The sequence below is a fragment of the Algoriphagus namhaensis genome, assembly GCF_042649705.1.
In the GTDB taxonomy this organism is placed as follows: domain Bacteria; phylum Bacteroidota; class Bacteroidia; order Cytophagales; family Cyclobacteriaceae; genus Algoriphagus; species Algoriphagus namhaensis.
Genome location: NZ_JBHRZS010000006.1, coordinates 171,431 through 193,922, shown reverse-complemented (window position 1 = coordinate 193,922; position 22,492 = coordinate 171,431). Strand labels below are relative to the sequence as shown.

At 43.2% G+C, this 22,492-nt stretch carries 21 protein-coding genes; 6 read left to right on the top strand and 15 right to left on the bottom strand.

Annotated elements, in window-relative coordinates:
• Positions 1-31: 31 nt before the first annotated feature.
• From gldA to dnaN, 4 genes are all read left to right on the top strand, one after another.
• Positions 32-937: a gliding motility-associated ABC transporter ATP-binding subunit GldA gene (gldA, locus tag ACFOSV_RS04530; RefSeq protein ID WP_377903838.1), complete on the top strand. Its 906-nt coding sequence runs from the start codon at positions 32-34 to the stop codon at positions 935-937.
• Positions 934-1,653, top strand: coding sequence for a gliding motility-associated ABC transporter permease subunit GldF (gene gldF / locus ACFOSV_RS04525; RefSeq protein ID WP_377903836.1), 720 nt, complete (start codon positions 934-936; stop codon positions 1,651-1,653). The genes gldA and gldF overlap by 4 nt, the downstream gene beginning before the upstream one ends.
• On the top strand, positions 1,650-3,344 hold the full coding sequence (gene gldG / locus ACFOSV_RS04520; RefSeq protein WP_377903834.1) for a gliding motility-associated ABC transporter substrate-binding protein GldG: 1,695 nt from the start codon (positions 1,650-1,652) through the stop codon (positions 3,342-3,344). The genes gldF and gldG overlap by 4 nt, the downstream gene beginning before the upstream one ends.
• 204 nt (positions 3,345-3,548) lie before the next feature.
• Entirely contained in the window at positions 3,549-4,673 is a 1,125-nt protein-coding gene (dnaN, locus tag ACFOSV_RS04515) for a DNA polymerase III subunit beta (protein ID WP_377903832.1), read from the top strand.
• 76 nt (positions 4,674-4,749) lie between these two features.
• On the opposite strand, the gene ACFOSV_RS04510 is transcribed toward dnaN, so the two are convergent.
• The 9 genes from ACFOSV_RS04510 to ACFOSV_RS04470 form a co-directional block, all read right to left on the bottom strand.
• Positions 4,750-4,986, bottom strand: a complete 237-nt coding sequence (locus ACFOSV_RS04510; RefSeq protein ID WP_377903830.1) for a VF530 family protein — start codon at positions 4,984-4,986, stop codon at positions 4,750-4,752.
• The gene (locus ACFOSV_RS04505) at positions 4,979-5,350 is read right to left on the bottom strand and encodes an META domain-containing protein (RefSeq protein WP_377903828.1); all 372 of its coding nucleotides are present in this window, start codon (positions 5,348-5,350) and stop codon (positions 4,979-4,981) included. Before ACFOSV_RS04505 ends, ACFOSV_RS04510 begins: the two co-directional genes overlap by 8 nt.
• 69 nt (positions 5,351-5,419) lie before the next feature.
• Positions 5,420-7,117 (bottom strand): amidohydrolase, encoded by a 1,698-nt coding sequence (locus ACFOSV_RS04500; protein WP_377903826.1) that lies wholly within the window; start codon positions 7,115-7,117, stop codon positions 5,420-5,422.
• Between the two features lie 86 nt (positions 7,118-7,203).
• A complete protein-coding gene (locus ACFOSV_RS04495) occupies positions 7,204-8,601 on the bottom strand; it encodes a trypsin-like peptidase domain-containing protein (protein WP_377903824.1) in 1,398 nt (465 codons plus the stop codon).
• A 53-nt stretch (positions 8,602-8,654) separates the two neighbouring features.
• Positions 8,655-9,050, bottom strand: coding sequence for a VOC family protein (locus ACFOSV_RS04490; RefSeq protein WP_377903822.1), 396 nt, complete (start codon positions 9,048-9,050; stop codon positions 8,655-8,657).
• A gap of 79 nt (positions 9,051-9,129) precedes the next feature.
• Positions 9,130-9,678 (bottom strand): carboxymuconolactone decarboxylase family protein, encoded by a 549-nt coding sequence (locus ACFOSV_RS04485; protein ID WP_377903820.1) that lies wholly within the window; start codon positions 9,676-9,678, stop codon positions 9,130-9,132.
• Between the two features lie 69 nt (positions 9,679-9,747).
• On the bottom strand, positions 9,748-10,611 hold the full coding sequence (locus ACFOSV_RS04480) for a helix-turn-helix domain-containing protein (RefSeq protein ID WP_377903818.1): 864 nt from the start codon (positions 10,609-10,611) through the stop codon (positions 9,748-9,750).
• Between the two features lie 80 nt (positions 10,612-10,691).
• Complete coding sequence (locus ACFOSV_RS04475) at positions 10,692-11,264, bottom strand: hypothetical protein (protein ID WP_377903816.1); 573 nt, start codon at positions 11,262-11,264, stop codon at positions 10,692-10,694.
• On the bottom strand, positions 11,251-11,751 hold the full coding sequence (locus tag ACFOSV_RS04470; RefSeq protein ID WP_377903814.1) for an RNA polymerase sigma factor: 501 nt from the start codon (positions 11,749-11,751) through the stop codon (positions 11,251-11,253). The genes ACFOSV_RS04475 and ACFOSV_RS04470 overlap by 14 nt, the downstream gene beginning before the upstream one ends.
• Positions 11,752-11,898: 147 nt before the next feature.
• Here ACFOSV_RS04470 and ACFOSV_RS04465 point away from each other — a divergent pair, with 147 nt between their 5' ends.
• Positions 11,899-12,501 (top strand): DUF7010 family protein, encoded by a 603-nt coding sequence (locus tag ACFOSV_RS04465; protein WP_377903812.1) that lies wholly within the window; start codon positions 11,899-11,901, stop codon positions 12,499-12,501.
• Positions 12,502-12,633: 132 nt separating this feature from the next.
• Here the strand turns inward: ACFOSV_RS04465 and ACFOSV_RS04460 are convergent, their stop codons facing one another.
• The 5 genes from ACFOSV_RS04460 to ACFOSV_RS04440 form a co-directional block, all read right to left on the bottom strand.
• Entirely contained in the window at positions 12,634-14,442 is a 1,809-nt protein-coding gene (locus ACFOSV_RS04460) for a serine hydrolase (RefSeq protein ID WP_377903810.1), read from the bottom strand.
• A 195-nt stretch (positions 14,443-14,637) separates the two neighbouring features.
• The gene (locus ACFOSV_RS04455; protein WP_377903808.1) at positions 14,638-15,585 is read right to left on the bottom strand and encodes a sugar phosphate isomerase/epimerase family protein; all 948 of its coding nucleotides are present in this window, start codon (positions 15,583-15,585) and stop codon (positions 14,638-14,640) included.
• A gap of 58 nt (positions 15,586-15,643) precedes the next feature.
• A complete protein-coding gene (locus ACFOSV_RS04450; protein ID WP_377903806.1) occupies positions 15,644-17,158 on the bottom strand; it encodes a Gfo/Idh/MocA family oxidoreductase in 1,515 nt (504 codons plus the stop codon).
• A gap of 32 nt (positions 17,159-17,190) precedes the next feature.
• Positions 17,191-18,114, bottom strand: a complete 924-nt coding sequence (locus tag ACFOSV_RS04445; RefSeq protein ID WP_377903804.1) for a nucleoside hydrolase — start codon at positions 18,112-18,114, stop codon at positions 17,191-17,193.
• A gap of 5 nt (positions 18,115-18,119) precedes the next feature.
• Positions 18,120-19,070 carry a Na/Pi cotransporter family protein gene (locus tag ACFOSV_RS04440; RefSeq protein ID WP_377903802.1) on the bottom strand — a complete coding sequence of 317 codons (951 nt, stop codon included), beginning with the start codon at positions 19,068-19,070 and terminating at the stop codon, positions 18,120-18,122.
• Between the two features lie 102 nt (positions 19,071-19,172).
• On the opposite strand from ACFOSV_RS04440, the gene ACFOSV_RS04435 reads away from it, so the two are divergent.
• Positions 19,173-20,810 (top strand): sulfatase-like hydrolase/transferase, encoded by a 1,638-nt coding sequence (locus tag ACFOSV_RS04435; protein WP_377903800.1) that lies wholly within the window; start codon positions 19,173-19,175, stop codon positions 20,808-20,810.
• Between the two features lie 13 nt (positions 20,811-20,823).
• Here ACFOSV_RS04435 and ACFOSV_RS04430 read toward each other — a convergent pair whose 3' ends face one another.
• Positions 20,824-22,317: a sulfatase family protein gene (locus ACFOSV_RS04430; protein ID WP_377903798.1), complete on the bottom strand. Its 1,494-nt coding sequence runs from the start codon at positions 22,315-22,317 to the stop codon at positions 20,824-20,826.
• Positions 22,318-22,492: the final 175 nt, after the last annotated feature.

Below are 22,492 nucleotides of genomic sequence, written 5' to 3'. Positions count from 1 at the left end.
TTTCCTTAATTTGATCATCTAATCCTCAAATATGTCACTTGAAGTAAGTCAACTTACAAAAACCTACGGTACACAAAAGGCCTTGGATCAAGTGTCCTTTTCGGCTAGACCAGGGCATATCTTGGGTTTTTTGGGGCCAAATGGCGCAGGCAAATCCACGACGATGAAAATCATCTGTGGCTACTTGTCTTCAGACTCGGGATCGGTGAAAGTTCTTGGTCAAGATGCCGCCAAAGATCCCAAAGGGGTGAGTAAAATGATCGGCTATCTTCCTGAGCACAATCCACTTTATTTGGATATGTACGTGCGAGAGTTTCTTGAATTTTCGGGTGGCTTATATGGCCTTTCTGGCCAAAGTTTAAAAGATCGAGTGGAGCAAATGCTGCGCAAAACCGGCTTAAACCCAGAACAACACAAAAAAATCGGTCAGCTTTCCAAAGGTTATCGTCAGCGTGTAGGATTAGCGAGGGCTTTGATTCATGATCCGAAAGTGGTGATTTTGGATGAGCCGACTACTGGGCTTGACCCGAATCAATTGGTTGAAATTCGCACCTTGATCAAGGAAATATCTAAGGATCGTACCGTTATTCTTTCTACACACATTATGCAGGAGGTCGAGGCTATTTGCGAAGATGTGGTGATCATCAGTAAAGGAAAGATCAAAGTTTCGAATTCCCTTACTAAGCTGAAATCTCAAGTCGGTACGACTCAATTGATTTTGGAAACGGAAGAAGAACTTTCATTGGAATGGTTTGGTAGTTTTGAGCAAGTGTCATTTGGGTCCAGAGGAATGAAAGAAGTACTCATCTCTACGACCGATGCGGGTGAGGGTAGGAAGCAAGTCATGAAACTGATCCAAGAGCGTAAGCTTAATCTGGTAAACCTGAACCAGCAGAAAAAAGGGTTGGAAGAAATATTCAGAGAAATCACACAATGAGGAGTCTTTTCCTAAAAGAAATAAATGGATTTTTTGGAGGCCTTCTAGGCTACCTAATCTTGGCTTTATTTCTAGTAGCCTTAGGATTGATTGTTTGGGTTTTTCCTGAGACTAGCGTTCTCGATTATGGATATGCTGATCTGGAGCCACTTTTTTCATACACTCCGTATGTTTTTACGTTTTTGATCCCAGCCCTTTCTATGCGGGCCATTTCGGAGGAGCTCAAAAGCGGAACATGGGAGCTTTTGCGTACTTCACCACTCTCTGTTTTTCAGCTAGTCCTGGCCAAGTACTTAGCACTTTTGGTTTTGGTGATTCTAGCCTTACTGCCCACTTTGCTTTATTTCGTTTCGGTAGTGCAGTTAGGTGATCCCGTCGGGAATCTGGATCAAGCAGGTTTTTTTGGTTCGTGGATCGGTTTGATTATGATCGGTGCGGTATTTTCTGCGGTGGGGCTATTGGCGAGTTCCCTCACTTCCCAGCAGGTTTTGGCCTTTGTGCTCGGTGTCTTTTTTTGTTTCGTATTGTATTTTGGATTTACGGCTGCTGCTGATCTTCAAGTAGGGATTTGGGCGTATTGGCTAGAGGAAGCGAGCTTGAGTTATCATTACATCAATTTGAGTAGGGGAGTGGTGGATGCATCCGATATCTTTTTCATGCTAGCCATGATTTGGCTGTTCTTAGGTTTGTCCATTTTGGTTTTGAGAAGAAAATGAGCGCATCAAAGACCAATATATTGAAGCCATGGTTTATTCTAGGATTGGGATTGATTGTCCTTTTGCTATTAGGTCAGTTTCTTCGATTTAGGATTGACCTTACTGAGGAAAAAAGATATTCTCTCAGCCCAGCAACGGAGGAAATTTTGAGTGGTATTACGGAGCCACTTCACGTAGATATTTTGCTTGTAGGAGAGTATTTTCCTGGAGGGATGAGGCGCTTGCAAAAATCCCTAGAGGAGACTATTCGTACCTTCGATGCCTATAGCCCAGAGCGCATTACTTTCTCATATTTCGATCCGCTTTCTCTGCCGGCCAGCGAACAGGAAGAATTTATTTTGGACCTGAATGAGTATGGAATCAATCCTACCAACCTTTTTGTCAACCAAAATTCTGGTCAGCAGTCACAGCTGATTTTCCCCGGTTTTCTGATTAGCGATTCAGAGTATGAAACAGGGGCTTTAATCCTAAAAGGAGAACAGGGAATGGGGCAAGATGAGATCTTAAACCAGTCAATCGAAAACCTGGAGTTTGAATTAAGTTTGGCGATTCAAAAATTGATCAATCCAGGGTCCAAATCCATTGCCATGATTATGGGACATGGAGAAATGTCAGAGGATGATGGATATGGATTGGTGGAAGCTTTGGATGGTTCCAATGAGTTATTCAAGGTTCCCTTGGAGCAAGCGGATAATCCCGATTTGCTTTCGAATTTCAGTGTGGTTTTCGTTGAAGGACCTAGAGAATCGTTCAGCGAAAGAGACCTTTTCTTACTCGATCAATACGTCATGAGAGGTGGGAATTTAGTCGTTTTATTAGATGCCGTGCAAGTGGATATGACTAAGGCTGGAGGAGAAGGTACGGTAGCACTTCCTTTTGATACTGGCTTGGATAATTTACTTTTCCGCTATGGTGTACGAGTGAATAAGGATTTGATCCAGGATTTGAATTTTGGCTTTTTTCCGGTGATGGCAGGCAATTTTGGAGATCAGGAGCAAATGGTTCCACTTCCTTGGCCATTTCATATTCAGGCCGGTCGCATGCAGGATCATCCCATTACCAAAGGATTGGATGTCGTTAATTTGCGTTTTGTGAGTAGTCTGGATACGGTGAAAGCCAATGGCGTTAAGAAAACACCTTTGATTTTTTCATCAGATTTTAGCAGGATACTTCCCGCCCCTGCACGAGTAGCATTTAGTGACATGGAGCAAGCGCCTGAGGTAAGCCAATTTACTTCCAAAAACTTACCATTAGCCTATCTTTTGGAAGGAGAGTTTACTTCCTTATTCCGAAATCGATTTGTTCCAGATGGTTTTGATTCCAAGGATTTAGAGGAAAGTGGAAAAGGTAAAGTTGTGGTCATTGGGGACGGAGATGTATTTCAAAGTCAGCGCAGCTTTCAGGATGGTTCGCCTTTAACTTTGGGAGAAGATCCTTTCAATCAAGTGACATATGCCAATCGACTTTTCCTAAGGAATTTGGTACAATACCTGACCGATCCGGAAGGAATCATCATGACGAGGACGAGAAGTTTTAAGATCCGACCACTGAACAAAGTCAAAGTTGCTGAGCAAAAGGTTTTTTGGCAGGTCGTAAATGTCTTAGGTCCTGTGGGTATTCTTCTGATTATCGGGTCCATTGTGACCTGGAATCGCCGCCGAAAGTTTGCTAAAAAATCAAGCAAGGCTTGATTCGGCATTCTATTCGAATTTATTTGTCAGAAATCCCACAAGCGGCAATTCTAATTAGATTTTATTTATAAATTTACCCGACGTAAATTATCCATTAAATAAGCCCTACGATATGAAATCGAATATGAGCTCTGCTTCAATAGCTGAAGGAAAGTCTAGCGAAGCGAGATTTCATATGGCATTCATAATTCAAAACAAAAGCATATGAAATTTATTGTTTCCTCTTCTGCATTGTTAAAGCAGCTCTCAGCCATCAATGGCGTGGTCACTACCAACCCGGTAGTGCCGATTTTGGAGAATTTTCTTTTTGAAATCAGTGATGGTCTGTTGACAATTACTGCTTCGGATTTGCAGACCTCTATGATGACTGAAATTAATGTGGAGGCCAAGGAGGACGGAAATATTGCTGTTCCTGCTCGAATCCTTATCGAGACCCTTAAGAACCTTCCTGAGCAGCCAGTTACATTTAGCATAGATCATGACACCTATGCCGTGGAAATCAGCTCCGACAATGGTCGATATAGACTAGCGGGGGAGAATGCAACAGATTTCCCTAAAATCCCTACAGTAAACAATGCTACGCTGGTGGATATGTCCACGGAAGTCCTTTCCAGCGCGGTGGCTAATACTATTTTTGCAACCAGCAGTGATGAGCTACGACCTGCGATGACGGGTGTGTATATCAACCTCAGCTCGACCAATACGACTTTCGTGGCTACGGATGGACATAGACTGGTAAGATATCGAAGAGTGGATATCGCCTCTCCAGATTCTACAAGTCTGATCATCCCGAGAAAGGCGCTGAACCTATTGAAGTCGACTTTGCCATCTGAAAACGTTCCAGTAAGCGTGGAGTTCAATCAGTCTAATGCTTACTTCAAGTTTGAAAATATCAAAATGATCTGTCGCTTGATCGATGAGCGATTCCCAGATTATGAAAACGTGATTCCTACTGAGAATCCAAATACAATGAATATCAATCGTCAGGAGCTTTTAAGCTCTCTGAAGCGTATCGCCATCTATGCGAATAAGACTACGCATCAGGTGAGATTGAAATTGACTGGAAGCGAATTACTGATTTCTGCTGAAGATTTGGACTTCTCCAATGAGGCGAATGAAAGACTTTCATGTGATCACGATGGAGAGGATATCGAGATCGGATTCAATGCGAAGTTTTTGGTAGAAATGCTAAATAACTTGTCTTGCAAGGAAGTAACCTTGAAATTTAGCGCACCAAATAGAGCAGGTTTGATCCTTCCATCTGAGCAAGATGAGAATGAGGATATCTTAATGCTCGTTATGCCTGTGATGCTTAACAACTACGTCTAACCATCAATCAACCAATAATCACAAAGCCTGAGATGAGTCTCAGGCTTTTTTTGTATGTAATCAATTTAAAGAGGGTTTAACCCTTCTTCGAATCCCTCAGCATCTTTAAATATAATCCTTCGACGCGCTCTCTTGCCCAAGGTGTTTGTCTGAGAAATTTAAGGCTTGACTTGATTGATGGGTTATGCGTAAAGCACCGAATCGTAATACGATCACCAAGTTCGTCCCACCCGTAAAAATCCACCAAATCCTCGAGCATTCGGTCGAGTCTGATTCCATGAAGAGGGTTGTTGGCTTGGTAGTTTTCAGTCATTTTGCTCTAGTTTTCTATTTAGTCTCATTACGGCTATATCTCCCACGACCAAGTTAAGGGTATTTCCATCTTCGGAGATATGAAAGGTATTTACACCTTGAAGTGTCTGCATAAAGACCTGCTCACCAGCCATATCTGGGCACATTTTTCTTGTTAGTGCTAGACCTTTTCCCCAGCCTAATTTATTTCCATCAATCGACAGCATCCCACTGAAACGGTTGCATCCTGCAAATCCACTGACTATTCCTTCCTCTGACACAAAAGTGATATTGGGTTTTTCATTTGGAAAAAGTTTCTCCAAACTGTCAGGAGTATTCATGATGTAGTTTACTACCCATGTGCCGTCGATCGGATTAGTTTTCATTGAGGTGGTTTTTTGATTGCATGCAGAAGGCTAAATTAAATATCAAAGCAGGCAAAGGTTTGATAATTACTACTGTCTGACAAAAATACTTTTTCCTTCCTTGATGGTCTCCAATACTTGAATGTCTTTAAGGAGCATTGGTTCTATTTTTAAGGGATTTTGGTCAAGGATCACCAAATCGGCTAATTTTCCTTCTTTCAAACTTCCTTTTTTATCTTCTTCAAAGTGCTGATAAGCTCCCCATATTGTTATAGCTTTCAAAGCCTCGTAAGGTGTTAAGCGCTCTTCTTCCCCTATGATCTCCCCACTCCTAGACACTCTGTTCACCGTAGTCCAAAGAATCATCATCAGATTAGGTAAGGCCACGGGAGCATCTGTATGAGAAGTGACTTTCATCCCTCGGTCGAGTGCGGAGCGAATTGGAGAAATTCGGTCGGCTTTTTCTTTGCCAATAATCTGCCGATGCCAATCACCCCAATAAAACGTATGCATTGGAAAAAGTGAAGCGACGACTTCCATGTCGGCTAAACTGTCCAATTGATCCATTCGGATATATTGACCATGGATCAAGACGTTTCTGCGGTCTTTATTTCCATATTTTTCGATAGCTGGACGAAGGGCTCGAATCAATTGATCGGCGGCGGCATCACCATTCGCATGGGTTAAGAGTTGCCAATTATTTTCGAAAGCCATGTTGACAATTCGCTGTACTTCAGAATCATCTGCAATCGCTGGGTAACCTAAGTAATCTTTGTTTTGCCCATCTGGCGGGATTAAATAGGGTTCTGTTCTCCATGCAGTTCTCCCTTGGGGCGAACCGTCGAGAGTCATTTTGAGTCCCCCGATTCGGAATCTATTGAAATAATCCCGAGAATTCCATTTGGTATCCATATACTGAGGGACTGAGTAATCGATATAGGAAACTATGTCTAAGTATAATTTGCTTTGTTCAGCGTAGCTTGCCAAAGGTTCCAAGGACATTGCTCTACCGTCCTGAACAGTGGTGTAACCAAATCTTGCAGCCATTTCTTGAGCCTTATCCAAATAATAAAAAGCTAAGTCAGGGTCTGAAGGGCCGATAATTGGGATAAACAAAGGGATAGCTGCTAATTCTTCAAGAACCCCATTTGGCTCTTGTGTTCCAGGCATTCGTCGGATAATGCCTCCAGGAGGGTCCATAGATTCTTCTGTCACATTGCTCATTTCCAACCCCTTCGAATTCATCACTGCGAAATGACCAGAGATATGAATTAAACAAATGGGAACCTCTGTAGAAACTTGATCAAGGTCTTCTTTGGTCGGAAATCGATTTTCAGCTAAAACCGCATCATCGAAGCCCATGCCAAGAATCCAACCCTGTGTTTTTTCAGTACCATTTATCTGATACCAATCCTTTAATTCTACTATAAGCTCAGGGATAGAATTCACTTTTCCGTCTGGACTAGCTAGAAGGTTTGCGGCAACAGCCTGAGCTCCAAAGCCTCCAAAATGTGCATGGCCATCAATGAAGCCAGGTACCAAGGTCTTACCATCAAGATTTTTCATCTGATGCCCCTTGCCAGCGATCTCCATTGCCTCATCCATAGATCCGAGGAAGATTATTTCCCCTTCTTTTTCTACCAAAGCTTCCACATAGGCAGGTTCATCTCCTTCCATAGTGATGATATCTCCACCATAATACATGGTTGCTACGGGTCCAATTTCTTCTTTTGGACTACAGGAAAAGGCAAGTGTAAAAAGACAGAGTGCTAGAATTGAGTTTTTCATGGGTCTTCAATTGATCTAAAAATAAGTCTTTTTACGAAAGGCGTAAAAAAGCCATAGGGTTTCCTAAATCTTTTAGGTGATTTCAGTTAATCTTCTTGAGGTGGGTTAATTTGAAAATAACCAATCGTCCCACTTTGACATTCTATCAACACTGCTTTAGCATCGGTCGCTTTTAGTACTTTTTTTAACTCACCAAGTGTATGGACTTCCTGTTCATTCACCTTGAGTATCAATTCACCTAGAGGCCATTCCATTTGATCAGCTTGCGTACCATGATGAATATGGGTGACCACCAGCATGGGCTGTTCCTGATCTAAAATTTTTAGCATCTCGATCTGAGCATACGGGTCCACCTCCTGTATGGCATGGATTATTTCAAAACTCAAGGGCTGGATGACCATTCCGAAAATCTCTAAATATTCTCGTTCATTTAAGATTGGGCTTGAAATAATTCCTTTTTCAGGGTTGGGCATTGCTCGAGCCTTGGATCGATGGACCTTTCCTTTTCTCAAGTATTTAACCGTTACTTCCTCGCCTATCGGAACCAGTTTCATGACATCAAAAATATTTTTGTGTCGATATAAACCTTCCTTTCCGATGACTATTCCATGACGATCAAATTCAGCATGATTGATCGAAAGAATCACATCTTTGGCTTGAATTTTTGCAGCCTCTAAAAAGCCATTGGAAAGGACTTTGGAGACGATGACACCCTTTGCTTGGGTTTGATTCAAATAAGGGTTAAAGTTTTCTGCATTTTTCTGCAATTTCCCACCTATGCCTGCGAACTGAGGCTCACTCAATAAAATGAGGTTGTCAATAATTATTTTTATAAAACTGGCAGGAGTGATAAAACCGATATTTTCCGCATCAACAACCACAGCAGTGTTAAGGCCGATTACTTTTCCATCTTCAGTGATACTTGGGCCACCTGAATTGCCCGGATTTATAGCAGCATTGGTTACAAATCGCTCCGAACTAAACTCAGAACCGGAGATAAAATTCGTGATTTCACCACCTGTGATATTTGGCTCCACCATTCCCAAGGGATAACCAATTGCTTTGATTAATTCACCACGGGACGGGTTGGTACCTTCTCTTAATTCAAGGTATTCGATCGGCTGGATCGCCATTTTTTTGAATCGCTCAAGTTCTTTTTCGCTAAGCTTGATTAGTGCAACATCTGGTTCCAGCTGTTTTACCAAACCGACCAGTTCTGCTTCAAATCGTTCTTCGCTAGTGAGCATGGAACTGATTTCTATCTTGACAGCATTCCGAACAACATGGGCATTGGTGACGATGTAGCCTTCAAGACCTTGGTACTTTACAAAGAATCCCGAACCTGACCAAACCCCTGGGATTTTGACGGATGGATTTAATACGGATTGAATATCTTCCTCTATGTAGCCTTCGACAAGAATCTGAACTACGCCGCTCATCATCTGCCGGGCAATATCATTGAGTTTAGCCTTTGATTTGGACATAGTTTTGATTCAAAGTTGGAAATAATAAGAGTAGAAGATAAAAAAAATTGGGTTCAAATCGGTCTATTTGACTCAATCAAATCCCAGAGATTCCCATACAAATCCTTGAAAACTGAAACGATTCCAAAGTCCTCCTTAGCGGGTTCACGGATAAATTCTACTCCTAGGGAAGTGTATTTTTCATAATCCCGATAAACATCATCGGTATAAAGAAATAGAAAAACTCTACCTCCAGTCTGAAATCCTATTTGCTTTTCTTGAGTCTCATTCGCTGCCTTGGCAAGGAGTAAATGACAAGAGGAACCGGGTGGCGAAACGCGCACCCAGCGCTTGGATTCGGAAAGCGTGGTATCTTCCAGAAGCTCAAAACCTAGAGTTTTGGTATAATAATCAATGGCTTCGTCATAGTCTTTGACGAGTAGGGAGATTTGTCCGAGTTGTTGCTTCATGGTCAAATGTATAAGGACCTTTGTACATAAAAAAAGCCAGCTTTTCGGGCTGGCTTCTCAAAGGATATTTTCCTCCATTTTAAACAGTGACTTGTTCTAATTCAGGAGCGATAGGGAAGTCAATTGCGAATTCTGTCAAATTGTGAATGTAATTGGAGATGATTTTGTCGCCTACGATCACGATCGCGTCCACCAAATTACCCTCAGTGTAGCCAGCTTCAAAAAAAGCGTTTTTGACTTCCTCTGTAGCTCTTCCTCTGTTTTCGGTCACAGATTTGGTGAATCTTGCTAGGGCATCCAACTTGGGATCGAACGAAGCCGAACCACCACGGATTTCCAAAATTTGATCCTCTGAAAATCCATTCATTTTGCCTAAGGCTGTATGAGCCGATTGGCAATACCTACACCCATTGACTTGAGAGACGACCAAATTGATGACTTCTCTTTCTTTTGCTTTTAGCGAAGATTTTCTGTTTTGTAAAGTAAGGTAATCACCAAGTGCTGTTTCGCTTTTCGCAAAGTAGGCGTACAAGTTTGGAACGAAGCCGAGTCCTTTGTTCAGGCTGTCAAAGATGGCCTGATTGTTTTCTGATACTTCGTCTCTGGTAGGAACTGTGAAATTTTTCATCGTTGTATAGTTTTGTTTTGGTTTGAATAAATTAACAATACAAAGATGCGGCAAAGGGTAGGGCTTGGGTTAGCCGCTTTTTCCCGAGGAGTTGGCAATTTTTCCCAAGCGAAGATTTTCCTTGAATTCTGAGGGGGATAGGCCTTCGTTTTTCTTGAAAAACCGGCTGAAACTCTGAACGTCTTCAAATCCTAGCTCATAACCAATCTCACTGATCGGCTTATCGGTATATCCCAAAAGCCTCCTCGCTTCAAGGGTCAGACGCTCATGAATGTAGGCTAGGGGGCTTTTCTGTCCTAGTTTGGAAAAGGCGTTACTAATGGTCTTGGGAGATTTAAATAGCAATTTGGCATAATCTGCCACTTGATGTTTTTCGCGAAAATGCATTTCCACCAAAAAGTTAAACTCGCGGATAAGATCAGATTTCTGGAAGTCTAGCTTTTGCAGGTTAGTTTGTTTGGCGTACATGCGCGTGCAGAGAATCAACCATCTCTTTAAGAGCATTTGGAGCATCTCTAATTGGAGAGGGTCTGGGTCCTCCTTGATCTCCATTTCAAATACTCGCCAAAGTGCCTGCAATTTTGACTTGCCTTCCTCATCAAGTTCGATGATAGGTAATTTGGAAGAACCATAAAAAAGAATCCCTTTACAGCCCACTTCAGAATCATGATCTAGGATGCAGAAGAATGGACGATTGAACCGAACCAGATTGGCTTTGGGAAGACTTTTGACAGCTACTTGATGAAAGCCTGTCAGACACAGGACTTGGTCAGCCTCGAGCTCGATAAGTGTCCCGTCAATGATTAGTTCGGACTTTTCCAAAATCCATAAAAATGCCAATTCTGATTGTCCCTGCTCTTGAACCACGGAGCATTTGCTTGCTGGAATCATTTCGAGCTGTAAAGATTCGCCTGTATGTCCTTTAAAAATCATCGTAGGGGAAAGCTAAAAATATTCCCCTTTGATTCAAAGCAGGACTAAAAGTCCGCTGGATGGCTAGAGAACCAGAAACCTTAGCTACTGAGCTCTTCCAGTCCCTTCAAGAGTTCCCGCTCTTTGCGATAGCTTAATCGAATTACCCAGATAAAACCAATCCAAAAACCTAATCCGGTAATGACACAGTAACTATAGAACCCTGTGGAGAGAAACGGTCGAACTGCCACCAACATGAGTACAATTCCTATCCCATAGATGATGTAGATGACTGGTGTCCATATAGATTGAATTCTTTTTCGACTCTGGTGATACCGCTGGATTGAGTTCAGGAATTCAGATGTGGGTAAATGAAGTTGAAGTTTCTTTAATCCCATACGACTCGAAAATTCAAGAACCACTCTAAGCACCAAAGATCCGATCATCATGGCCAAGGCCGTGATCAGCTGCCAGTCACCAAACCGGCCGATCTCATAGAAGAAATAAGTCAATAGAATCAGGGTAGAAGACATGATTGCTACGGTCCAATACTGATCTTTCCTCAGTTGCTTCAAGGCAGACTTTGCCGAGAATAGAACATTGTCGGCCTTTAGGTCGGTCGACCTTTTATTTTGAGAATTGTAAATCGACTGAAGGGGATCAAAGGTTGCCATGACTGATACAGGGATAAAGTTGTTTTTTGATTCTATGGATTTTGACACGAAGGTTTTCCGAACTCAGACCTAACGTGTCCTCAATGGTAGCATAAGGAATGCCTTCTAAAACCATCAATATGAGCATTCGATTCTGGGGGCTGAGCTGATCGATACAGGCATACATTCGCTGGATCTGCCTTTCTTTTTCAGGATCGTATTCAGACGAAGGCTGCTTTACCAATTCTTCAGCCTTCTTCGCTTCTTTCTTTTCTTTTTTAAGCTGAAGTAGACAGGTGTTTACGGCAATGCGGTAGATCCAAGTCTGCCAACTTGCCTCTTCCCGAAACTGCTCTCTATATATCCAAGCCTTGATAAATGTCTCCTGTAGCGCATCCTCTGCCAAGGCAGTATCTTGACTAAAGTAGCCCAAGCACAACCTAAATATTGCATCCTTATGCTCTTCAAAGCGGGTCTTGAATAGTTCTTCTTCTTCTTTGGTTCTCAAGTTTTTTTGATAGCTACTTCTTAGAGCAGGCTTGTTGGGAATTGTTACAAAATCGGGAAAAAATTTCCCACAAGAGAAATATTTTAAAAATCTGTAACAATCTGAAGTCGGCCTACTCTAAGCTTTGAAAAAATAAAAAATAAAAAAATGAAAACGACTACGACTACCTTAAACACAGACCAATTAGAACTGCTCGACGCATGGAGAACCGAACTGAGCATTCGATGCAAAAATGGAGTCAATTTTATCTTTGCAGCCGCAATGATTTGGGCTGGTATTGCAGTGATTTGGAACCTTGAACTAAGTCTGTATAATCAAAGTATTCTTACTTTTTCCCTCTCAGGACTGATGTTGCCTCTGGCTTGGCTTTTTGGGAAAATCATGAAAACGGCTTGGAATGTGGAAGGAAATCCCCTGAATAAGGTAGGTATGATTTTCAATATAGGGCAGCTATTTTATTTCCCCTTTCTTTTTATTCTTTTGGGATATAAGCCTGAATACTTTGCCTTAGGCTATGCGATAATTACGGGAGCGCATTTCTTTCCCTATGCTTGGTATTACAAGACTAATTGGTTTGGAGTTTTTGCGGGATTGATCGCCTTTGGGTCTTGGATGATCGCCGTTTATTTCCCTGAAATGTCTTCGCTTATCCCCGCATTTGTTTCGGGATCTTTGCTGATTTTGGGACTTGGATTGGTCAGGGATTATCGATTAAAAATGAGGGGCCAGAGTGAGGTACCTATCCTTTGAGGTTTACAAAACCTCGAAGGATTTGAATTAGCAACAAAAAAACCTTCGAGGAGATTTCTCAATCGTTATTCCTTCGAAATGGTACCTCAAAGGTTTCTATCATTTTCAGCCTTTTAATTTCAGCCTTTTGACTTACTCAATTTTCTTCCTCTCCCCTCTAAAAGTCCCATTCGGCTGAATAAAGCTCACCGCCATAATTTCCCCGTCTTTTTCCTCAAACTTAACCTTAAAGCCTTCTAATACTTTCAGATTGAATTCATGCTCGCCGATATTGACCAGTTCGTACTCAGGCTGACCGGGCACAAATGCATAAAGTTTTTCCTCCTTGATGTAAATCTTTACTTCCTGCACGCCCATCAGGAGATAGGCTCCCTCGTACTTTTTCAAGTCATCAACCGAAAGCTCATTTTCCTTTGGTGTTCGCTTGAATTCGATGGGGTCGAGTGCAGGCTCCAAAGGTGCTTTCAATCCCGAGATATCTCCCGTCATATTGCTGACAAACTGAAATGGAAAGGCATTGTCCTTATTGGGTTCGCCTTGATAAATCAAATACATATTAAACGTATCGTAATCTTTATGCTCTAAGAATCCACCTAGCAGGCCGGTCTGCACAAAGAGCGTATCATTTTTCAGGTCAATCTCCATCTTGCCATAGCCGGGATGCTCGTATGTACCCGTGTAGTCCATCAAGATGTGAGAAGGTTTGGTCAAGCTGGCATTGGCTGTGGAGTCTGCGGCAGCTTTCGCCTTGGCCTGTGCTTCTTTGGCTTCTTCGAGTCGCTTGACTGTCTCGCCCAACCAATCCGCAGGTTCCAGATTCAGCATGCGATCGGCAATCATATTTCGGACGACATTGGGAAGGGGGGAACCGTTTTGATTGGTTAGAATCATGATCCCTAGGCTGTCTGTGGGGAAAAAGGAAGCTGAAGCCGAAAAGCCATCAATATTTCCTCCGTGTTCTACCCTGTAGTGGCCCCGATAGGAAGCCAAAAACCAACCATAGCCATAATTAGAAAACTGCACATCGGGATGCTCTTTCGATGGAGTTCCTGCCGCCACGACCATCTGAGCACTCATAGCTTCCTTTACATAGTCTTCTGGGATGATTTGTTCGCCTTTGAATTTTCCCCCATTGATCCAGGTAATTAGCCAGTTGGACATCTCCGAGACACTGGAATTGATTGCCCCAGCAGGTCCCATGGCAGCAATATTGTAGTAGTCCATTTTGGTGGTCTTGCCATCCAGCTCTACCGAATAGCCAAAGGATTTATCAGCATCCTTTTCCATTTCTGGAATGCGGAAATTGCTTCGGGTCATGCCTAGTTTGTCAAAAAAGAGTTCTTTCACATTCTGCTCCCAGCTATTGCCGGTGAGTCGGGCACCGATTTCCCCTTGGAGAAAAAACATCCAGTTATTATAGTACCATTGCTGCCGCAATCCTGTGAAAGGCTCCTGGAACTCGATGCGCTTGATCAGTTCGGACTTAGACTCAGAGGGAAACATAAACCAAGAAAAGTCATGCCTCGGTAATCCGGTCCGGTGTGCCATTAGATCCTTGATGATGATCTGTTCATTCATCCAAGGTTCGGCAAATCGGAGTTCGGGAATGTATTTTCCAGGGCGGGCATCAAAATCGATTTTCTCCTCTTTGCGTAACACACCCAAAATCGCAGAAGTAAAGGCCTTGGAGGAAGAGCCGATGGCAAAAAGCGTGTTTTCCGTTACCGGAACCTGATTTTCAACATCCTTATAGCCAAAACCCTTAGAATAGACGATTTTGTCTTTTTGGACGATGGCTACAGCGAAGCCTGGAGTTTTTAAAGCTACCCGAGCCTTTTCCAGTTCAGTATCTAGGGTTTTGAATACATCCGGTTTTTTCTGTGCAAAGGAAAGGGTTCCAAAAAAGCTGAGTAGAAGGAGGGTGAGGGAAATGTTTTTCATACCAAGATTCGTTTGTTTAAATATAGGGTCAGTTGTTGGTGGATACAATGCTTTTCAAATGGAAAGTCGCCTAGATTTTAAAAAAACTCGAGGACTAAAAAGAGGCATCTAAGGATATAAGGGGGCCTTAGGAATTTGACATAAAAAAATACCTCCCGGTTTAGCAGGAGGTATTTTAGTGTTAGTATTTAAGAATTACCCTTGGTTGGCAAGTGTTCTTCGGATCGTGTCAAGATTTGTTCGGATATCTTCGATTCCTTCCCACTCTCGGTTTGGCTCTCCGTGCTCGATTCCTACGTAGCCATTGAAGCCATGTGAAAGTACGATTTTCATCATTCGCTCATAGTCTAAGCGACTTTCATTTCCTCGATCGTCCCAAACCATAGGTTTCAGAGAAACACCCTTTGCGTATGGCATCAATTCATCCACACCTCTATAGGAATCATAGCTGAGGATTTTATCTCCTTCCGTGTGCATTCTGAAATTCCCAAAGTCTGGTAAAGTACCAGCTCTATTATGACCTGTTTGATCGATAAGTGATGCTAGCCATTTGCCATTTGAGGAGAATCCACCATGATTTTCCACCAATACATTGATATCAAAATCATCGGCAAATTCACAGATTCTACGCAAAGTGGAGCTACAAATGTCGATTGCTTCCTTACGCTTCATTGGGTCCTCAGACCACTGTACAGCGTGATAAGAATTTACTCGGATCGAGTGACAACCTAACAGAGCAGCAGCTTCTACCCATTTTTTGTGGTTTTCCACGGTATCTCTCCGCCCCTGAGAGGTTGCTGCACCCAGCATTCCTTCGTTATCTACCATGATCAAAACTGAGGTAACACCCTCACCTTCTGCTCTGGTTTTCATTTCATTCAGATAGGCCTTGTCGGTCGCTTTATCCATGAAAAACTGATTCACGTATTCTACGGCATCTATGCCATTATTTTTTGCAAGCTTCGCAAAATCCAAGTGATCCATTCTTCCAGCAAAAAGGATACGCTGAAGGGACCATTCTGCAAGTGATATTTTAAAAATGTCCTCTGGATTTTTTGCACCGAAACTTAGGGTGGGTAGGCCTAGGCCAATCGCTGCGGCTGACAAACTCGCAGTTTTTAAAAATTCTCTTCTATTTTTCATTTACTTTTTGGTTTGATTGGTCGTTGAAATTTAATAAAAATACTTGAATGCTTTTGATTTATATTTCCCAACCTGCTCTATAATCTCGATTTAAGTAGCTATTGGCATTTGGATCATTGGTGATTTCAAGTTTTTCTGAGTTAAATTCTATTTTTTTATTAGCCCGGAGAGCCACTGCTCCTAAATTCACGGTATCCGTAATGGTTTGAGCCTTAATAAAACTCCCTGGAGTTTGCTCCTTAGCCTGAATAGCATCGACCCAAGCGAGGGTTTGTCTATTTACATTTCCCGAATCAATTCGCTCACTTTCTGGTCGACTAGCCATGCTCGATTCTGGTAGGAGTACCGGATTTTCACCGCGGAATCCTCCTAGGATTTTTCCTTTGGTTCCCACGATCATAAGACCCTCGTCTGGTGTATCCTTTCCGTCTGCTTCGAGCTCTTCTGGAGCAAATGGTTTCATTCCTCCGTCGTACCAAAACAAGTCAAAAGAAGGAAGTATCTCCTGAGCTGGAAACTTCCACTTGATCATACAACTAGCGGGAAAAGCCACGTCATTTTCTACCCAACGATAGACTTGATCTACTTCTTCTCTAGTGGTGGTTCCATAGGCTTTCACCACAATGGGAGAACGATTGATTCCAAGAGTCTCAAAAAGTGGAAACAAACTGTAATGTCCCATATCCGCAATAGAACCTCCACCGAAATCGTACCAGCCACGGAAGACATTGTGGGTGTAATTTTTATGGTAGGGTCTGTCCTTTTCCGGGCCAAGCCATAGATCCCAGTTGAATCCTTCTGGAATGGACATGGCTGGCTCTGGTTTTTTTGTCCATTGTTGCCAAACAGGTCGATAGGACCAATTATGAATTTCTTTTAGCTCACCAATCAATCCTTCATCCATCCAGGCTTTGATCTGTCTATATTCCGGCCGATCTGACCAAGCTAAAAGATGGGTAATGGCACCTGTTGATTTAGCTTTTTCGATGACTTTTCTTCCTTCAATCAATCGATTAGAAATCGGCTTGTGAGTCACGACATTAATACCGAGATCCATCGCCGCTAGTGCAATAGCAGCATGTGTATGGTCAGGCGTCATGATCTTGATGGCATCGAGACCTTTTTCTTTTTCAAAAAGCTCTCTAAAATCCTCGTACGAATTGCAGCCAGCATATCCTCCAGAAGGTGCATTTTTAGAATAGAATTTGTCAACATAAGCTTGTCCTACGTCTCTTCCTCCAGGAATGCCCGGTACTCCTTCCCACCAAGAATCATCTCCCAAGGTGCGCCGAATTCCATTTCTGATTCCATTAGGAGACCAGTCAATGTAATCTGTGGAGTATTTATTGGAGTCGCAAACTGCGGTCACTCGTACTTTGGGATTTTCAAGAAGCTCTCCCATTTCGCGGAGCCCTTGGGTCCCACAGCCGATATTGGCTACGGTGATCTGATCGGAAGGAGGAATATGGCCGAGCCCGGCGATGGCATTTGAGGGCACCACCGTGATGCTTGCGGCTACTGTGGCTGCAGAGCCTATGAATTCTCTTCGATTGATTTTTTTTAAGGGAGCCATAATTATTTTGGGTCTTGTTTTTATTGCAATTACTATTCTTTAATGATTCTCCAAAACTCTGCTTTCATCTTTTCAGCTTCAATATTGGTGTAGACATTCACTTTTCGTTGTGTGTTTTCTGGAGGAGTCATGACTTCGGAGATGGTAGACCATTCCGGATGTAAGTAGGCTTCCACCAAAGCCAAATCCCACATTACACGGGTTTTATCTTGAGGATTTTGCACTCTCCATCGATCTGCAAGGATTCTTTCGATCTCCACGGATTCATCCAATTTATCATAGGTATCGTCGCGGTCAAATTTTAAAGCAAAGGCAGTTGTTGTGGTCATAATCGTGAAGTCCAGACCATCGAGATTGAGTAGGTAGTCGAAAGCATTTAAGTCGCAGCGGATATTAAACTCACTTTTATTCCATGCTTTCGTTTCCGGAGTATACCAGGAACCTAGGGAATAAAGTCTGATTTTATCTTTGATGTCTGGGGCTAGCATCAGGGCCGTGGCAATATTCGTCATGGCGCCAAGCGTAAGAATATCGAGCTTTTCATCTCCACTCATCTTTCTAGCCTCCGCTATAATCGCCTGAGCAGCTGGTGAATCTCTCGGGTCTTGCTGACCCCAGGCCCTTCCGATTTGTCGATCCGCGCCTATCGGGTGAGGGATGTCCATGCGGTCTAATGCGGCCAGAATTTCTTCGTTGAGTCGTTGGCTTTCTTCAACGGGTTTTAGGGTAGCAGCATCGTAGGCATTCCACTTTTCGAAGACATTTAGATCGGCATTGTTGAAGTGGGCTGAACTTAGCCCGATCAAATTGATTTTATCCGATTTCACCAAATGGGCAATGGCATAGAGATCATCCATCTCATTGCCCGTGTCGGCATCGAGCCAGACTTTTTGCTGTGCAAAGGAACAACTCGTCACTAACACAAAAGCAAGAATCAATACTTTGAAATTTGGCATAAGGGTTAAGTTGTTGGTTTTTTATCAGGGATTAGCCTGATTAGTATTTTTCCGAGCAAACCTAAAAAAGGCAAAATAATCAGTACTCCCAAACAATTGAACAACAAGTGACCGTTGGCAATGAGCTTTTCGATTTCTTGGGTCTGACTCACCCATGTCACGAGATTTGTAAACTGATCAAATAGCAAAAGACCGATAGTGATGCTTAGCAAATTGAAGGATACATGAAATACTCCAGCGCGAAATGCTGCTCTCGATCCGTTTATGGTGGCTAATAAAGTGTCGGAACAGGTTCCTAATTCTGCACCGAGCATGACAGCCAGTCCACCAGCTGAACTGAGCAGACCTTGTTTGCCAAGTAGAATGGCAATGCCAACAGTGGCACTACTTGATTGGATCACCAAGGTGGTCAGCCCGCCTACCCATACCCCTCTCAGGGGATTGTCGCCGATTTGAGCCAATTGGTTGGTAAAAAACTCGCTTTCGCGAAGCGGGAGGACTGAATGCTCCATAACATACAGTCCAAAAAACAGAAGTCCAAAATAGAAAAGTATCTGCCCGTAAGAATTAAGCTTTCGTTTTCCTCCGAAAATCATCATCACCAGCCCAAGAGCCATGACATATACAGCATATTCCGAAATATTCAGCGCTATGAGCTGACTGGTAAATGTGGTGCCAATGTTTGCGCCTAAAATCACACCCATGGAATTTTTGAAAGAAATCGCACGTGCATTAATCAATACAATTGTAATGATTATTACTGCCGAAGATGACCCTAGAATAATGGTAGCCAAAATCCCTAAAAAAAGGGATTTCAGCACTTTATCCGTGAATTTTTCGATTTGTTGATTAGTTCCTTCCTGGAAAAAATCTTGGAGCTTTTTGGATAACTGGGAAATTGAAAAAATAAAAAGGATCAAGCCCCCGATGAAAAAAGTAAGAATCGTTTTATCCATATCACCTAATTTAATGATTTTCAGGATTGAAGAGTGGATTTTGGAGCCATTTTAGATTATTTTGGCAAAAGGCCTTATCTTCTTTTTCTAAGCGTCTTTTCTATGAAAATCGATTATTTCTTCCTGCTACTTCTTTTTTCTGTTGCGATTTCTTGTTCTCCTAAGGAACAAGATAATAAAGCTCCAATCGAATTTCCTGTTCGACCAAATATCATTTGGATTGTAGCGGAAGACCTTTCTCCGCAGCATTTGGGAGCCTATGGAGGTACCGGTGGGAGTACTCCTCATTTGGATGCATTGGCAGCGGTTGGAGTGTTTTATTCAGAAGCTTATTCCACAGCTGGAGTTTGTGCGCCTAGTCGTGCGGCTTTGATTACGGGAGCCTATCAGACGAGTATTGGTGCCCACCACATGCGGACCCTCGGAATGTCCCAAAATGCACTTGATGCATATCCTCTAGGTCACCAGTCTTACTCCGCGGTCATTCCGGCTGATATGAAAACTTACCCTGAACTACTTCGAATGGCGGGATATTATACGAGTAACAATGTGAAAGAGGATTACCAATTCCGAAGCCCAGTCACGATGTGGGACGAGAGCAGCCGTGAGGCTCACTGGAGAAACCGAAAAGATCCCAACCAACCTTTTTTCTCTATTTTCAATTTCACCACATCACATGAATCTCAGGTCTGGGCTCGAGCAGATGAGACTCTTTTGGTGGACCCGGCAGATGTGTTTATTCCTCCTTACTACCCGGATGACCTGATCAGTAGGGCAGTGATGGCGAGATTTATCACCAACGCCATGCGTATGGATATGCAGGTGGGAGAGGTGATCGCCCAACTCAAAGAAGATGGGCTCTATGACAATTCTATTATTTTCTTTTATGGCGATCATGGAGATGGTTTGCCCTATGCCAAGCGGGAGCTTTATGATCGAGGCTTAAAGGTGCCCTTGATTATCAAGGCACCGTTTTTGGAAAGAGGCGGGCAAATAGACGAATTGGTGAGCTTTGTGGATTTTGGACCAACGGTCCTGTCACTAGCAGGTGTGCGGATTCCAGAAAGTATGCAAGGGCAGGCTTTTCTCGGAGAGCAAAGGAGTGATCCCCGAAAATACATTTATGCTGCTCGCGATCGGATGGACTCGGAGTATGATCGGGTACGGGCTGTTTCCGACGGCCGATTTAAATACATCCGTAATTACATGCCAGAGAAGCCCAACTATCAGAATATCCAATATCGCTTAAACAACCCCCTTATGATTCATCTGCTGGAGCTGAATGAGCAGGGTAAACTGGATGAAAATCAAGCTCGATGGTTTGCCCCTACCAAACCTGAGGAGGAGCTTTACGACACGGATGCTGATCCTTACGAATTCAAGAATCTCGCAGAGGATCCTGAATATTCTGAAAAGCTTCAAGAACTACGGGCTGCTCATCTTCAGTGGATCGAAGACTATGGAGATCTTGGAGCGATGAATGAACAAGAAATGGTACGCGAATGGTGGGGAGGAAAGGATTCTCCCCCTATGACTTCTGCTCCCGAAATCACTTTTTATGAGGGAAAAGTAAGTATCAATGTAGATATGCCAGGAGCTTCGATTGGATACAGAAAGTCTACTCTGGATAACTGGTCCGTCTATACTGGGCCTTTTGACGCGGTTGATGGTGATTCACTATATGTCAATACCCATCGAATAGGGTATGAGCCGAATGGAGGGGCTATGATTTTAAAATAACGGGATAGGAATTTCAATTACATGGTATCCCCTCCTTTGCAAATTTTCCAAAAGGAGGCATAATCCGATATTCCTCGATTTGTTTTCTCCAGTCGATATCCTTCATCTGATAGTTGGGCGTATACCTTACCTGATCCCAAAAGGTCGATCTTGGGTCTTTAAATCGGGGATCATTCGTTTCTTCCATCCATGCTAAGATTTGCTCACGCAATGCGGTTTTGACTTCGGCAAAAGCCGGGTCAGCGGCCAGATTATTCAACTGATAGGGGTCTTTCTTTACGTCGTAGAGCTCCTCTTCAGGTCTTTGGCCAAAGCTGAGTTGAAATAAATCAAGTTGGCCAGCTTGGGCTTTCCCCTCCATTTCCATAATCAAGAACTTGGTAATGGAATGATCCACATCGCCATATTGGCCGACCGACTGATGCACGGTCGGATCTCCAGCGGGATTGCGCTCCGGCATAGGATTCCAGATGTAGAGATACTCATGGTTTCTGACGGCTCGCATGGGGTAGCTGAGGTCGCCCATTCGTACATTGGCATGGCGCTCTCTTTCTAGAAAAACTTGTTTCCGATTCTGTGTTTCTCCCGCCAAAAGTCCCCAAAGGGATTGTCCAGACATAGAATTTTGCGATAGCCCCGCAGCCTCCACAAAGCTCGGTGCAAAGTCCACGAAATTCACAAAATCATGAATTACCGTTCCTGCCTTGACTTTTTCAGGCCAATGAATTACCAAAGGCATTCGTGTTCCATAATCGTAAAGATTGGCTTTGGCTCGTGGAAAAGGCATGCCATTGTCACTTGTCATCACGATGATGGTATTATCGAGTTCGCCCATTTCCTCCAGCATCGCAATCAATTGGCCACACTCCCGATCAAAACGCTCGATCTCGAAGTAGTAATCCAGGATATCATTTCGCACACAATCATTGTCTGGGAAAAAACCGGGAACTACCACATCCTCCAATTTCATTCCAGCCTGAATTCCCGTATTGGGCACATACTCCCGGTGCGGGTCCGAGCTCCCAAACCAGAAAGTGAAGGGTTCGCCTTCCTTTCGTTCTTTCAGAAAAGTGGCAAAATCCTCGTAGCTTTTACCGGCTGGATTATGGGTAAATCCGGTTATCTGATATTCTCCAGGCCCCCAGCCTTTTCTGGTGGAACCCGTGAAATAGCCGGCTTGCTCCAAAATCTGCACATAAGTAGGATGAGCGTTTGGGAACTCTGACCAGAGATTTCCCCCGTCTCCATTTTCATGCGGATAGCGTCCCAGAAGGATAGAAGCCCGGGAAGGGGAACAGGAAGGCGAGGCGGTGTAAGCATTTGTGAAAAGCGCTCCCTCTCCAGCCAGTCGGTCAAAAGTTGGGGTTCTGACCACGGGGTCTCCGTAGACTCCGGCATGGGGAAAAGACCAATCGTCGGCAATCAAGAAGAGGATGTTGGGAGATTTTTGCTGAGCAAAAGAGGCTACCCTCAGTAAGACTAAAGCGAAAATCAAGAGTTGTTTCATGGTGGGCTATTTGGTTGGAATTTAAACCCGAATCCATTTGATTCCAAAGTTATTGCTGGTCTACTCGTCTTTTTCATTCACAAAATAGTACCCTAAAAAAATATGGATATCGAGTCCGACGAAGTGAAAAAAAAATGGATGGATGACCATTTTAAAAAAATCCTCTTGAACGGGT

Coding starts and splice junctions, on each gene's coding strand:
- gldG (WP_377903834.1), top strand. CDS start 1,650: ATGAGCGCATCAAAGACCAATATATTGAAGCCATGGTTTATTCTAGGA.
- ACFOSV_RS04445 (WP_377903804.1), bottom strand. CDS start 18,114: ATGCCAAATTTCAAAGTATTGATTCTTGCTTTTGTGTTAGTGACGAGT.
- ACFOSV_RS04490 (WP_377903822.1), bottom strand. CDS start 9,050: ATGAAGCAACAACTCGGACAAATCTCCCTACTCGTCAAAGACTATGAC.
- ACFOSV_RS04430 (WP_377903798.1), bottom strand. CDS start 22,317: ATGAAACAACTCTTGATTTTCGCTTTAGTCTTACTGAGGGTAGCCTCT.
- gldA (WP_377903838.1), top strand. CDS start 32: ATGTCACTTGAAGTAAGTCAACTTACAAAAACCTACGGTACACAAAAG.
- ACFOSV_RS04495 (WP_377903824.1), bottom strand. CDS start 8,601: ATGTCCAAATCAAAGGCTAAACTCAATGATATTGCCCGGCAGATGATG.
- ACFOSV_RS04460 (WP_377903810.1), bottom strand. CDS start 14,442: ATGAAAAACATTTCCCTCACCCTCCTTCTACTCAGCTTTTTTGGAACC.
- ACFOSV_RS04440 (WP_377903802.1), bottom strand. CDS start 19,070: ATGGATAAAACGATTCTTACTTTTTTCATCGGGGGCTTGATCCTTTTT.
- gldF (WP_377903836.1), top strand. CDS start 934: ATGAGGAGTCTTTTCCTAAAAGAAATAAATGGATTTTTTGGAGGCCTT.
- ACFOSV_RS04475 (WP_377903816.1), bottom strand. CDS start 11,264: ATGGCAACCTTTGATCCCCTTCAGTCGATTTACAATTCTCAAAATAAA.
- ACFOSV_RS04435 (WP_377903800.1), top strand. CDS start 19,173: ATGAAAATCGATTATTTCTTCCTGCTACTTCTTTTTTCTGTTGCGATT.
- ACFOSV_RS04480 (WP_377903818.1), bottom strand. CDS start 10,611: ATGATTTTTAAAGGACATACAGGCGAATCTTTACAGCTCGAAATGATT.
- ACFOSV_RS04510 (WP_377903830.1), bottom strand. CDS start 4,986: ATGACTGAAAACTACCAAGCCAACAACCCTCTTCATGGAATCAGACTC.
- ACFOSV_RS04500 (WP_377903826.1), bottom strand. CDS start 7,117: ATGAAAAACTCAATTCTAGCACTCTGTCTTTTTACACTTGCCTTTTCC.
- dnaN (WP_377903832.1), top strand. CDS start 3,549: ATGAAATTTATTGTTTCCTCTTCTGCATTGTTAAAGCAGCTCTCAGCC.
- ACFOSV_RS04465 (WP_377903812.1), top strand. CDS start 11,899: ATGAAAACGACTACGACTACCTTAAACACAGACCAATTAGAACTGCTC.
- ACFOSV_RS04455 (WP_377903808.1), bottom strand. CDS start 15,585: ATGAAAAATAGAAGAGAATTTTTAAAAACTGCGAGTTTGTCAGCCGCA.
- ACFOSV_RS04505 (WP_377903828.1), bottom strand. CDS start 5,350: ATGAAAACTAATCCGATCGACGGCACATGGGTAGTAAACTACATCATG.
- ACFOSV_RS04485 (WP_377903820.1), bottom strand. CDS start 9,678: ATGAAAAATTTCACAGTTCCTACCAGAGACGAAGTATCAGAAAACAAT.
- ACFOSV_RS04450 (WP_377903806.1), bottom strand. CDS start 17,158: ATGGCTCCCTTAAAAAAAATCAATCGAAGAGAATTCATAGGCTCTGCA.